Annotated in this window: 13 protein-coding genes; 7 read left to right on the forward strand and 6 right to left on the reverse strand. The window is 68.1% G+C overall.

Annotation, left to right across the window (positions count from 1 at the left end; all coding sequences use genetic code 11):
- Nucleotides 1-15 precede the first annotated feature (15 nt).
- Nucleotides 16-492 carry an adenosylmethionine decarboxylase gene (speD, locus tag KUL97_RS06290; protein ID WP_217796142.1) on the forward strand — a complete coding sequence of 159 codons (477 nt, stop codon included), beginning with the start codon at nt 16-18 and terminating at the stop codon, nt 490-492.
- 83 nt (nt 493-575) lie between these two features.
- On the opposite strand, the gene KUL97_RS06295 is transcribed toward speD, so the two are convergent.
- The gene (locus tag KUL97_RS06295; protein ID WP_217796143.1) at nt 576-1,757 is read right to left on the reverse strand and encodes a cation:proton antiporter; all 1,182 of its coding nucleotides are present in this window, start codon (nt 1,755-1,757) and stop codon (nt 576-578) included.
- A 1-nt stretch (nt 1,758) separates the two neighbouring features.
- Nucleotides 1,759-2,622 (reverse strand): ATP-dependent sacrificial sulfur transferase LarE, encoded by an 864-nt coding sequence (gene larE, locus KUL97_RS06300; protein WP_217796144.1) that lies wholly within the window; start codon nt 2,620-2,622, stop codon nt 1,759-1,761.
- 70 nt (nt 2,623-2,692) lie between these two features.
- Here larE and KUL97_RS06305 point away from each other — a divergent pair, with 70 nt between their 5' ends.
- On the forward strand, nt 2,693-3,877 hold the full coding sequence (locus KUL97_RS06305; protein ID WP_217796145.1) for a cob(I)yrinic acid a,c-diamide adenosyltransferase: 1,185 nt from the start codon (nt 2,693-2,695) through the stop codon (nt 3,875-3,877).
- 12 nt (nt 3,878-3,889) lie between these two features.
- Here the strand turns inward: KUL97_RS06305 and moeB are convergent, their stop codons facing one another.
- Together moeB and KUL97_RS06315 are read right to left on the reverse strand one after the other, a co-directional pair.
- Nucleotides 3,890-5,062 carry a molybdopterin-synthase adenylyltransferase MoeB gene (gene moeB / locus KUL97_RS06310; RefSeq protein ID WP_217796146.1) on the reverse strand — a complete coding sequence of 391 codons (1,173 nt, stop codon included), beginning with the start codon at nt 5,060-5,062 and terminating at the stop codon, nt 3,890-3,892.
- 27 nt (nt 5,063-5,089) lie between these two features.
- Nucleotides 5,090-5,587: a M67 family metallopeptidase gene (locus KUL97_RS06315; RefSeq protein WP_217796147.1), complete on the reverse strand. Its 498-nt coding sequence runs from the start codon at nt 5,585-5,587 to the stop codon at nt 5,090-5,092.
- A gap of 41 nt (nt 5,588-5,628) precedes the next feature.
- On the opposite strand from KUL97_RS06315, the gene KUL97_RS06320 reads away from it, so the two are divergent.
- On the forward strand, nt 5,629-5,994 hold the full coding sequence (locus KUL97_RS06320) for a CAAD domain-containing protein (RefSeq protein WP_217796148.1): 366 nt from the start codon (nt 5,629-5,631) through the stop codon (nt 5,992-5,994).
- A 25-nt stretch (nt 5,995-6,019) separates the two neighbouring features.
- Here the strand turns inward: KUL97_RS06320 and KUL97_RS06325 are convergent, their stop codons facing one another.
- Nucleotides 6,020-6,952, reverse strand: coding sequence for a fructosamine kinase family protein (locus KUL97_RS06325; RefSeq protein WP_254896274.1), 933 nt, complete (start codon nt 6,950-6,952; stop codon nt 6,020-6,022).
- 6 nt (nt 6,953-6,958) lie between these two features.
- On the opposite strand from KUL97_RS06325, the gene crtD reads away from it, so the two are divergent.
- Entirely contained in the window at nt 6,959-8,461 is a 1,503-nt protein-coding gene (gene crtD / locus KUL97_RS06330; protein WP_217796149.1) for a C-3',4' desaturase CrtD, read from the forward strand.
- On the opposite strand, the gene KUL97_RS06335 is transcribed toward crtD, so the two are convergent.
- Entirely contained in the window at nt 8,458-9,348 is an 891-nt protein-coding gene (locus KUL97_RS06335) for a prephenate/arogenate dehydrogenase (protein WP_217796150.1), read from the reverse strand. The genes crtD and KUL97_RS06335 overlap by 4 nt on opposite strands.
- Before the next feature lie 41 nt (nt 9,349-9,389).
- Here KUL97_RS06335 and KUL97_RS06340 point away from each other — a divergent pair, with 41 nt between their 5' ends.
- The 3 genes from KUL97_RS06340 (at nt 9,390) to KUL97_RS06350 (ending at nt 11,548) form a co-directional block, all read left to right on the forward strand.
- On the forward strand, nt 9,390-10,823 hold the full coding sequence (locus tag KUL97_RS06340) for a helicase (RefSeq protein ID WP_217796151.1): 1,434 nt from the start codon (nt 9,390-9,392) through the stop codon (nt 10,821-10,823).
- Nucleotides 10,824-10,859: 36 nt separating this feature from the next.
- Entirely contained in the window at nt 10,860-11,105 is a 246-nt protein-coding gene (locus KUL97_RS06345) for a DUF2839 domain-containing protein (RefSeq protein ID WP_217796152.1), read from the forward strand.
- 104 nt (nt 11,106-11,209) lie between these two features.
- A complete protein-coding gene (locus KUL97_RS06350; RefSeq protein ID WP_217796153.1) occupies nt 11,210-11,548 on the forward strand; it encodes a DUF1815 family protein in 339 nt (112 codons plus the stop codon).
- The last annotated feature ends 63 nt before the right edge of the window (nt 11,549-11,611 follow it).

Below are 11,611 nucleotides of genomic sequence, written 5' to 3' on the forward strand. Positions count from 1 at the left end.
TTTTGCCTGGATCTGATGACCCAAGCGGCCTGCCTCCACCCCAACCCGGGATGGACCGGAGCTGAGACTTTCTCCGCAAGCCCCCAAGCACCCAGTGCCACCGAGATGGTGGGTAAACACTGCATTCTCGAGCTCTACAACTGCGATCCCGCCAAGCTCGACGACGAGGCTTTCCTCAGGAACGCCATCACCACCGCTGCGAAGCGTGCTGGCGCCACTCTCCTGAACCTGATCACCCACCGGTTTGACCCCCAGGGTGTGACGGGGCTGGCTCTACTGGCTGAATCCCATATCTCCATCCACACCTGGCCTGAATCGGGCTACGCGGCTGTGGACGTGTTCACCTGCGGTGACCACACCATGCCCGAACGGGCTTGCATCGTGCTCAGCGAAGAGCTCGACGCCGGCAACTACAAGCTCAAGAGCTTCCGCCGCGAAACCCCCGGTTGCGTGGCTGGTGCAGAGCGGGAACCGGCTCTGGCTGCCGCCTGAAGCCCCCACGGCCCCACCGCAGCCCCTCCCTCGGGAGGGGCTTTTGATTGGCATGGAGCGCGCCGGTTGCTCAACGCCGCAGCTCAGTGCCGCAGCTCCGTCGGCGATTTCAGCAGCCGGGTTGCAGCGGCTGGGAACACCATCACCGTGAGCATGGCGCCGGCCACCAGCAGGGTGGATTGGCTGGCCGTGAGCACCTGGCGCTGCAGCGCCAGCACAGCGATCGCGACCACCAGCGGCAGCTGCGTGCCGCAGTCGAGGGCGAGGGCCAGGCGCGCCCGCTGCGGCAGCCAGGGGCGATCCAGCCACCACATGGGGCCGCCGCGCACCAGCAGCATCAGCGCAGCCACCACCGGAATCCAGGCGATGGCCAGGGGATCGTTGCCCAGGGCGCTGAAATCGAGGAGCATCCCGGAATGGATGAAAAAGAGCGGAATCAGAAAGCCGCTCCCCAGCCCATCGAGGCGATCAGCCAGGGCTTGCTGATGGGATGGATTGGTGCCGAAGCGCAGCAGCACCCCAGTGACCAACGCCCCCAGCACCAGGTTGATCTGCACCAGGTTGCTGATCACCACCATCAACACCAGCAACCCCATCACCAGGCGGATCGGCAGCTGGGCTGAATCGTGCATGGTGCGCTCGACAAAGCCTTCCCAGCGGTGCCGGTGGCGGATCACCAGCCACAGCAGCAGGGCGCAGAGTCCGCTGAAGCCGAGGATGGCCAGCACCTGATCCGCCAGGCGATCAGCCCGGGCCACCACCAGGCTGAGCAGCAGGGTGGGCATCACCTCGCCGAAGCCTGCCGCTACCACGAGGGTTTGGCCGTAGCCATCTGGGAGCGAGCCGCGATCGCGCAGCAGGGGCTGCACCACGCCCAGGGCCGTGGTGCAGAGCGCCAAGGCCACCCACGGCCAAGCAGCACCGGGAAATGCCCCCACCGCCACCAGCCCAGCAGCGGCCACCACGGCCAAGCCCGCCGAAGCCAGCCAGCCCTTCCAGGCGAGCTTCAGGGCCCGGCCTCGCACCATCTCCGGCTCCACTTCAAAGCCGGCCCGCAGGAACAGCACGGCCATCCCCAGCGTGGAGATCATCGAGATCACCGGGCCGTTGCTGTCGAGGTTGAAGCCATGGGGGCCGATGGCGATGCCGAGCAGCAGCTCCAGCACCGGTGCTGGCAGGGCGAGCCAGGGCAGCAGGGACGGCAGCCAGGCCGCCAGCGCCACAGCCACAAACAACGTGGCGATCTGGACCTCGTGGCCTTGCATCTCAGAGCTGCGGCAGGGCTCGGTTGAGCTTGCCGCTCACCAGACCCTCCAGATCGAGGCTCACGGCGGTGAAGCCCAGCTCGAGGAAGGCCGCCACCAGCGTTGGCCGCAGCTGCGCGTCGAGCAGGGCTGGTAACTGATCGGTCGGGAGTTCGATGCGAGCAGCCTCCCCTTGGCTGCGGACCCGCAGCTCCGTAAAGCCGCGCTGGCGCAGCCAGGCTTCGGCGCGGGCCACCCGCTGCAGGCGTTCGGCGCTGATCGCTTCGCCGTAGGGAAAGCGTGAAGCCAGGCAGGGCTGCGCTGGCTTGTCCCACCAGGGGAAGCCCAGGGCCTTGGAGATGGCGCGCACCCCCGCTTTGCTGATGCCCAGCTCCGCCAGGGGGGAGATCACGCCGCGCTCCTGGGCGGCGCGGATGCCGGGCCTGTGATCGCCCAGATCGTCGTGGTTCACCCCATCGAGCACCACGGCGGCCTGGAATCCTTCAGCGGTCGCCGACTCGCGCATCTGGGCCAGCAGGGTGTGGAGCTCTCGTTTACAGGCGTAGCAACGATCGGCCGGATTGCTGCTGTAAGCCGGATCATTCAGCTCTGAGGTGGCGATCTCGCGGTGGGCGATGCCCATCCATTGCGCCTGCAGCTGGGCCTCCTGCCGCAGGTGGGGCGCCAGCGCCGGGGACACGCCTGTGATCGCCAGGGCACGAGCCCCCAATTGTTCTGCCGCGATCGCCGCCACCAGGGCGCTATCCACCCCGCCGGAATAGGCCACCAAGGCGGCCGGCTGGCGAGCGATGCTGGCGCGCAGCTCCGCCAGGGCTTGCTGCCAAGCGGGCTCGAGCCCGTCCACGGTGGGGTGCTGTGCCGGCATCAGCGCTGCAAACCGTTGGCGATGGCGCTCCAGACGCCGTCGTTAGAGTCCGACGGTAAGTGGCTTGGCCATGGCCCCGCAGGCAACTTCCGCCACCACAACCAGCCGCGGCACCGGGCGTGGCATCGGCATTCGCACCGCCGCCGGCAGCAGCGAGCGCAGCCACGGCCAGCTGCATGTGTACGACGGTGAGGGCAAGGGCAAGAGCCAGGCGGCGCTTGGCGTGGTGCTGCGCACGATCGGCCTGGGCATCTGCGAGCAGAAGCAAACCCGCGTGCTGCTGCTGCGCTTCCTCAAGGGGCCTGGCCGCGCCTACGACGAAGACGCCGCCATCGAGGCCCTGCAGCAGGGTTTCCCCCATCTGATCGATCAGGTGCGCACCGGCCGCGGCGAGTTTTTCGGGGCCGATGAGATCACCCGTATTGATCTTCAGGAGGCCGAGCGCGGCTGGACCATCGCCAAGGGCGCCATCGCCAGCGACCTCTATTCGGTGGTGGTGCTCGATGAGCTCAACCCGGTGCTCGATCTGGGGCTGCTCGATGCCGACGACGTGGTGCGCACCCTGGCGGCCAAGCCCCCGGGCATGGAAGTGATCGTGACGGGCCGCGGCGCCCCGCGTTCGCTGGTGCAGATCGCCGATCTCCACTCGGAGATGCGCGCCCATCGCCGCCAAGACACCCCGCCCGCCGACGCTGCGGCCGGCATCGATGGCATTGAGGTGTACACCGGTGAGGGCAAGGGCAAATCCACCAGTGCCCTGGGCAAGGCCCTGCAAGCGATCGGCCGCGGCATCTCCCAAGACAAAAGCCATCGGGTGTTGATCCTGCAGTGGCTCAAGGGCGGCAGCGGCTACACCGAAGACGCAGCGATTGCGGCTCTGCGCGAGAGCTATCCCCACCTGGTGGATCACCTGCGCTCTGGTCGCGACGCGATTGTGTGGCGCGGTCAGCAGCAGCCGATCGATTACGTGGAAGCGGAGCGCGCCTGGGAGATCGCCCGCGCCGCGATCTCCAGTGGCCTCTACAAAACGGTGATCCTTGATGAGATCAACCCCACGGTGGACCTCGAGCTGCTGCCGGTGGAGCCGATCGTGCAAACGCTGCTGCGCAAGCCCTCGGAAACCGAGGTGATCCTCACGGGCCGTTGCAAGCACCCGCCGGCCTATTTCGATCTGGCCTCAGTGCACTCCGAGATGGTGTGCCACAAGCATTACGCCGAGCGGGGCGTTGATCTCAAGCGCGGGGTGGATTACTGAGGGCCGTAGCCCTCAGTAGCGCGGCACGCTCGGATCCACCTCTTGGCTCCAGGCGTCGATGCCGCCGGCCACGTTGATGCCCTCGATGCCGTGGCGCTTGAGGGCGATTAGGGCCTTGGCGCTGCGGCCGCCCAGTTTGCAGTGCACGTAGAGGGTCTTGCCGGCGGCGAGTTCCTTCACGCGATCAACAGCGGTGCCGTTTTCGATCTGATCGAGCGGGATCAAGGTGGCGCCGGGGATCACGCCGATTTCGGCTTCGGGTGGGTTGCGCACGTCGATCAGCACCATCCCCGAGGTGTCGCCATCGAGCAGGGTCTTCAATTCGCTGACGCTGATGCTCTCCACCGCGCCGGCCTCTTCCTGCCCGGGGGCGGTGCCGCCCACGCCGCAGAACTCCTGATAGTCGATCAGTTTCTCGATCACCGGGCGCTCGGGGTTGGGCCGCAGCTTCAGCTCGCGGAACTTCATGCCCAGGGCATCGAACAGCAGCAGGCGGCCGCTGAGGGTGGTGCCGATGCCGGTGATGATCTTCACGGCCTCGGTGGCCTGGATCACGCCAATGATTCCGGGCAGCACGCCCACCACGCCGCCTTCAGCGCAGGAGGGCACCATGCCCGGCGGCGGCGGCTCGGGGAACAGGTCGCGGTAGTTGGGGCTTTCGGCATCCAGGTTGAACACCGTGGCCTGGCCTTCAAAGCGGAAGATCGAGCCGTACACGTTGGGCTTGCCCAGCAGCACGCAGGCGTCGTTCACCAGGTAGCGGGTGGGGAAGTTGTCCGTGCCGTCGCAGACGATGTCGTACGGGCGGATGATCTCCAGGGCGTTCTCACTGGTGAGCGCCGTTTCGTAGAGATCCACCTGGCAGTGGGGGTTGATCTCGAGGATGCGCGCTTTGGCCGATTCGATCTTGGGCTTGCCTACCCAGCTGGTGCCGTGGATCACCTGCCGCTGCAGGTTGGAGTGATCCACTACATCGAAATCCACGATGCCGATCCGGCCCACGCCGGCAGCCGCCAGATAGAGCAGCAGCGGTGAACCCAGGCCGCCGGTGCCCACGCACAGCACCGAGGAGGCCTTGAGGCGCTTCTGCCCCTCCATGCCCACTTCCGGCAGGATCAGGTGGCGCGCAAAGCGGGCCACCTCATCGGGGCTGAGCTCGATGCCGGTGGTGTCGGGGGGAAGCATGGGGCGAGCGAAACGCTGTCCAGCTCCCTACTCTCCCAAATGCTCGGCCCCTGGCGCCGCCGGTTGCGGCTCAATCGCGAGTTCCTTGGGATCTGCAAGGTGTGGGGGAGCGCCTCCCACCTCCGGCATCCACCAAGCCCGCAGGTGCGCAGGGGGCGGTTCCAGGCCGCTGCGGATCACCATCAAGGTGGGGCCGACGCAGCGTTGTCGGTCGGTGGCCGATGGCACGGCGGCACTGGTGGGATGGCTGTGGGCAGCCCCGAGCACCGTGAGGGCGCGGTTGCGGCACCAGCGCTGGGCCAGCAGCTGCTCGCGTGGGTCGAGGCTGAAGCGCTGCCGCCGTTCCTCGGCCGGCGTCCACACGTTGCGGCAAGGCCAGATCCATTGCACCCGCAGCGTTGTGTGGCTGTGGGTCCCCAGCAGCAGCGCGCAGCCCTCCTCAGGCTCTGCGGCCCGCAGCGTGCGTTCGAGAACGATCAGGCAATGCCCACCGAACTGCAGGCGCTCTGGCGTTAGTGCACGCACCCGGATACCTTATGGCGAAGTAATAATTCATGACCTGGCCGATGACCGTCGAGACCCCCGACCTCAAGGACCAGGCCAGCCCTGACGCAGAGGAGTCCGGCGCCAGCTTCACCGAGCGCTACAGCGAGGTGCTCAGCAAGGTGAACGAGACCCTCGACAAGGTGGATTGGAGCCAGATGGGCCGCATCGGCAAGGGTGTGGGCGTTCTGGTGGTGGTGATCGTTGCCCAGGTGCTGATTAAAGGCGTGATCGACACCATCAACCTTCTGCCCGTGGTGCCCGGCCTGCTGGAACTGCTGGGCCTGGTGGTGGTGGGCCAGTGGAGCTGGCAGAACCTCACCACCAGCGACAAGCGCTCGGCGGTGATCACCAAGGTGCAGACCCTCCGCAAGGAATACCTCGGCTAAGCCAGGTTCGTTCCACCCATCGTCGTCAGCTCCAGGTGCGCAGTAGTGCCTGGATGCTGGCGGCGCTTTGCTGCCAGTAGCCACCACCAAACAGGTTGGCGTGGTTGAGCATGTGATACAGGTTGTATAGCTCCACGCGCTGGAGGTGGCCTGCCGGTAGGGGCCATTCCTGGCTGTAGCCCTCAAAGAAGGCGGCCGGAAAGCCGCCGAATAGGCGTGCCATCGCCAGATCCACCTCGCGATCCGCGCGGTAGACCGCTGGATCAAACACGGCGCTGCCGCCGCCGCGGAGCAAGCCAGCATTGCCGCTCCAAAGATCGCCGTGCACCAGGCAGGCCTCCGGCTGATGGCCTGCCAGCCAGTGGGGCACCTGCTCCAGCAAGGCCTCCGCCTGGGGCAGGGCGCGGCCCGCGTTGGCCGCCAGCTGCAGCTGCACGCCTAAGCGCTGCTCGCTGAAAAAGCTTGCCCAGCTGCTGCGCCAGCTGTTGTGTTGCGGGCCAGAGCCGATGAAGTTGCTCTGATGCCAGCCGAAGCGTCCATCGCTGCTGGCCAGGCCGGCGCGGTGCAGCCGGGCGAGGCCTTGGCCCAGCTCCTGCCAGCCCTGCTGACTGCCGCCGCCCAGCTCCAGCCAGCTCAGCAGCAACACGGCCTCACCCTCCAGTTCCGCAAGGGCCAGGGGTTCAGGAATCGAGGGACCTGGCGCCGCCGTTGGCTCCAGCGCCGCGGCCGCGCTCAAGGCGGCCAGACCATCAGCCTCGGCCTCAAGCACGGGCAGAAGTGCGGCGCGGTTGGTTTTGGCAAAGCGCCGGCTGCCATCTCGGAGATCCAGCTGCCAGGCGCGATGGATGCAGCCGCCACCCACCGGCTGCATGGCCGCCAGCTCGAGCCCCTGCTGCGCCAGCCAGCGCGCCATCACCTGCTGCTGCATGGCCACTCCCGACGCGCGCGCTGCCAGCATGCCGCGATGGTGAGCCGTTGTGATGTGGCGGTGGTGGGGGGCGGCATTGCCGGTCTCACCGCCGCAGCGGTGTTGGCCGCTGAGGGGCTGCAGGTGGAGCTGCTGGAGGCCCATAGCCAGAGCGGCGGCTGCGCGGGCACGTTCCGCCGTGGCCCGTACACCTTTGATGCCGGCGCCACCCAGGTGGCGGGGTTTGAGCCGGGCGGGATCCACGAGCGCCTGTTTCGCCACTTCAACCTGCCGTTGCCAGCGGCTACTCCGCTGGATCCCGGCTGCAGCGTGCAGCTGGCTGGGGAGCACCAGCCCATCGCCCTGTGGCGCGATCCCCAGCGCTGGCAGCAGGAGCGGCAGCGCGAGTTCCCCGGCAGTGAGCGTTTCTGGCAGCTCTGTGGCTGGTTGCACCGCAGCAACTGGGCGTTTGCGGGCCGGGATCCGGTGCTTCCTCCCCGCAGCCTCTGGGATCTGCGCCAGCTGCTGGGTGCTGTTGGCCCCGGCAGCCTCGCCAGTGGGGTGCTGGTGGGCGCCACGGTGGCCGATCTGCTGGTGCTTTGCGGTTGCGGCCGCGATCAGCGCTTGCGGCGCTTCCTCGATCTGCAGCTGAAGCTCTATTCCCAGGAGCCCGCCGATCGCACCGCTGCCCTCTACGGGGCCACTGTGTTGGCCATGGCCCAGGCACCGCTGGGCCTTTGGCATCTGCAGGGCTCGATGCAGGCGCTCAGCAGCGCCCTCGAGCAGGCCCTGGCCCAGGCGGGTGGCCGCCTGCGGCTTCGCCACCGCGTGCAGCGCCTAACGCCCGTGGCCGCTGGCTGGCAGCTGGAGGGGCAGGCGGCTGCGCAGCGGCCCTTTGCCCTGCAGGCCGATCAGGTGGTGAATACCTTGCCGCCCCAGCTGCTGCCGGAGCTGTTGGGCCCGGCTCTGCCCGAGGCCTATCGCCAGCGGATTGCGGCCTTTCCCGATCCCTCCGGTGCGCTGGTGCTCTACGGCGCCGTGCCGAGGGATTGCCTGCCCCAGGATCTGGGTTTGCATGCCCAGCTGGAGTGGGCTGAGCCCGGCAACCTGTTCGTATCGATCAGTGCTGAGGGCGATGGCCGCGCCCCCGCCGGCCAGGCCACCGTGATCGCCAGCGTGTTCACCCCCGCCAAGCCCTGGTTTGGCTTGGCCGAGGCCGACTATCAAGCGCGCAAACAGCAGGCCCTGACGGGCATTCAGGCTGGCTTGCAGCAGTTGCTCGGCCTGCGGCCCGAGACCTACCTGCATGCGGAGCTGGCCACGCCCCGGGGCTTTGCCGGTTGGACGGGCCGGCCCTTTGGTTTTGTGGGGGGGCTTGGGCAGCACCCGAGCCGCTTTGGCCCGTTTGGGCTGGCCAGTCGCACGCCGCTGCCGGGGCTTTGGCTCTGCGGTGATGCGATCTATCCGGGTGAGGGCACGGCCGGGGTGAGCCTTTCGGCCTTCACCGCCTGCCGGCAGCTGTTGGAGGCCCGTGGCCGAGAGCTGCAGCTGGCGCCTTAGAGGAATTCGGGGCGCAAGGCCTGGCAGTGCTCCAGCCGTTGCTGCAAGGCCGGCCAGGCGTTCCGCTCCACCAGTGCTTCCAGCTCGCCCAGCTGCTGGCGGTACTGCCGGATGGCTTCCAGTACGGCGCCTTGATTGCAGCGGGCCATCAGGGTGCCCAGTTCTGGGTTGCCCCCACCGATGCGGCTGGTGTCGGCGAAGCCACTGGAGGCCAGTTGCCGCACCAAGGCCCCGGCGCCAGCCGCCTGGCCGCCCTGGTCTGCTGCCTCCAGCAGCGCTGCGCTCACCAGCACCGGCATGTGCGAAATCAGAGCCACGGCCTGGTCGTGGGCCGCGGCAGCGCAGCAGAGCCACTGCGCCCGCACGGCCTGAGCGAGCTCCTGCACCAGGGCCAGAGCGGCAGGGGCGGTGCTGGCGGTGGGGGTTGCAACCCAGGGGCGGCTCGCGAACAGGCCCCGCAGGCCCGCCTCCACGCCCGCTTCAGCGGTGCCGGCCATCGGATGGCTGGCCACGAAGCGCGGATGCAGCGGCTCCCAGCGTTCAAGCACCGGCCGTTTCACCGAGCCCACATCGGTGATCACCGCCTCCCTGGGCAGGGCAGCCAGGAGTTCTGTCGGCGGATCCAGGAGGCGATCGAGGGGCAGGGCCAGCACGATCAGCCCGCAGCCCTGCAGCACCGCTGGATCGGTGTCGATCCGATTGGCCAGCTGGCGCTCCCGGGCCCGCTCGGCGGTGCGTTCGCGATGCACCAGGGCCCGCACCTCCAGGCCGGCGGCCTGCAGATCCAGTCCCAGCGACCCACCGATCAGCCCCAGCCCCACCAGGCCCACGGGCCGTTCGTGCAGGGCGCCCGTGCCCTGGGCGGGCTCCCCTTGGCTGGATGTCATCTCTGAACAGTGGCTTTGGGCCAGCTTCCTACGCTTTCACGATGCTGGAAGCGCGGGCCCACCATCAACTCAAGGCGCTGCTCCGCCAGGCCGGTGAACCGCGCTGGCCCCACCACCTCACCTTGAGCCGCCTGGTGGCCCGCAGCCTGCGCCGCGGCGACCAGACCCTGATCCGCCTGGCTCCAGGCAGTGATCCCAGCTGGCTGCTGGGGTTGCTGGTGCCCCTGGCGCTGCACCCCCAGAGCGTGGCGATGGTGGTGAGCCCGGCCCTGCGGCAGCGCCTGCTGAAGGTGGAGTTGCCGCGGCTGGAGGCCGTGGGCCTCCATCTGGCCTGCTGGGAAGGGTCCCAGCCCCCACCAGCCGGCCGCTTGTGGTTGCTCCAGCACGAGCAACTCGCCCAGGCCTGGGCCAGCGGGGCCCTGGTGGATCAGCAGTTGGTGGTGCCGGAAGGGGAATGGCTCGAGCCGCTCCTGCGGGACGCCTTGGCCGTGGTGATCGACACCGACCACTGGGAGCAGCTGCGCCGCAGCCTGCCTTCAGCGGCGGCGAGCCTGCTGCAGTTGCATGAACGGCTCAGCCGACGCTTGCTGGCCCGGCCTTGTGGCCCCCATCAGCAGGTGGCGATCGCGCCGGAGGAGGAAGCGCCCCTGCGGCAGCTGTTAGCAGTTTTGGGCCCCCTGCCCGAGCCCTGGCCGCGCTGGCTGGAGAGCGCTGGCGAGGGCTGGACCAGCTGGGCCCGGGTGAATCCCACCGTGTTGCAGTGGCAATGGCATCGCCAGCCGCTCCAGCCCCTGGCGGAATTGCCTGGGTTGCTGCACGGCCGCGGCGTGGTGCTGGTGGGTCCCTGGCCGGAAGCCCAGGGCCCGGTGCTCGGTTTCACCCCCCAGGTGGAGCTGAGCCTGGCGGACCCGCCACTGCTGGATCCCCTGCCGCTGTTTGCGCCCCAGGGGCAGCCCCTGCCCAATGCCCCCCACTACGACACCCATCTGCTCGATCAGTGCCGGCGACTGGTGCTGGGGCAGAGCGGTCTCACGGTGGTGCTGGTGGATGACGAAGGCCAGCGCCTGCGGCTCACCAGTGCCCTTGCGGCTGAATTCGGCACCCGGGTGGGGCATCAGCTCACGGCCCCGGAGAGCAACGGGGTGGTTTGTTGTGGCTGGAGTTGGTGGCTCGAGCACCAGGCGCGCCTGCCCTTGCCGGCGCAGCTGGTGGCGGCCACCTTGCCGATCGCCAGCCTGGAGGATCCCCTCACGGCGGCCCGGGTCGCGGCGCTGCGCCAGCGAGGTCGGGATTGGTTCCGGGAGCTGCTGCTGCCGGAGGCACTGCAGCGGCTGCAGTTGGCTGTGGCCGGCGTGCGCCGCAACAGCGGTCTGCTGGCGGTGCTGGATGGGCGCCTGCGACGCCGGGGCTGGGGGCGCACGGTGCTGGAAGCTCTGGAACCCTGGGTGGCGTTGACGCGGTTGCGACCCGATTGAGCCCCTTACCCTGGGGCGCTGATGCGAACCGGCTCGATGGGAGAGGCCAAGCGCCGCGCTGATCAGGGATTGCCCCCGCGGCCCAAGCCAGCGAAGACCAAGCCTGTCGATACCTCACCGCGCCTGGCCCCCTGGTTGCCCCTCACCCAGCGCCAGGGCGAGCAATTTGTGCAGATCACCACCCGCGGTGCCTGGGTGGGGATCGCGGCGTTGGTGCTGTTTTGGGTGATTGTGCGCTTCGTTGGACCAGCTGCGGGCTGGTGGACCCTGGCGGACGGCTGATCCCGATGCGTCGGCAAACGGTGACAGAGCAGCCGCGCTGAGTATTCCTACCCACGCAATCCTGAAGAAAAGCTTAGGATCGGAGCATTCACTGCTCTGCGCTCATGTTCGCGCGTCTTGCTGAGCACTACCGATCGGTTGTTGAAGACCTGGTGATGAGCCTTCGTGCTCTCGCCGATGGCTTGCAGCAACAAGGATTTGCTGCCACTTGCTATGTCTGCGGCGATGACCGTGACGGTCACGGTGCCTCGTTTGTGGCCGATCTGGGCGATGGCCACATGGTGCGTTTTCTCGTGTCGGATTACGGGATCAGCTGGGTGGAATCCCGCAATGGCCACGAGCTGGTGAAATTTGAAGGTGCCGAGGCCATTCAGGAGCTCGAGCGCGTTGCCGCTGCTCTTCACTGCCAACCGGCCCCCATTGCCTCGGCTGTGGGCGCCTGAAGCGCTTCACCGTTGTTGCAGGCTGTTGAAGGCAAGCCTGAGGAAAAGCCCCCGCCGTAGAGC

It is taken from the genome of Synechococcus sp. HK05, assembly GCF_019104765.1.
GTDB lineage: Bacteria > Cyanobacteriota > Cyanobacteriia > PCC-6307 > Cyanobiaceae > Vulcanococcus.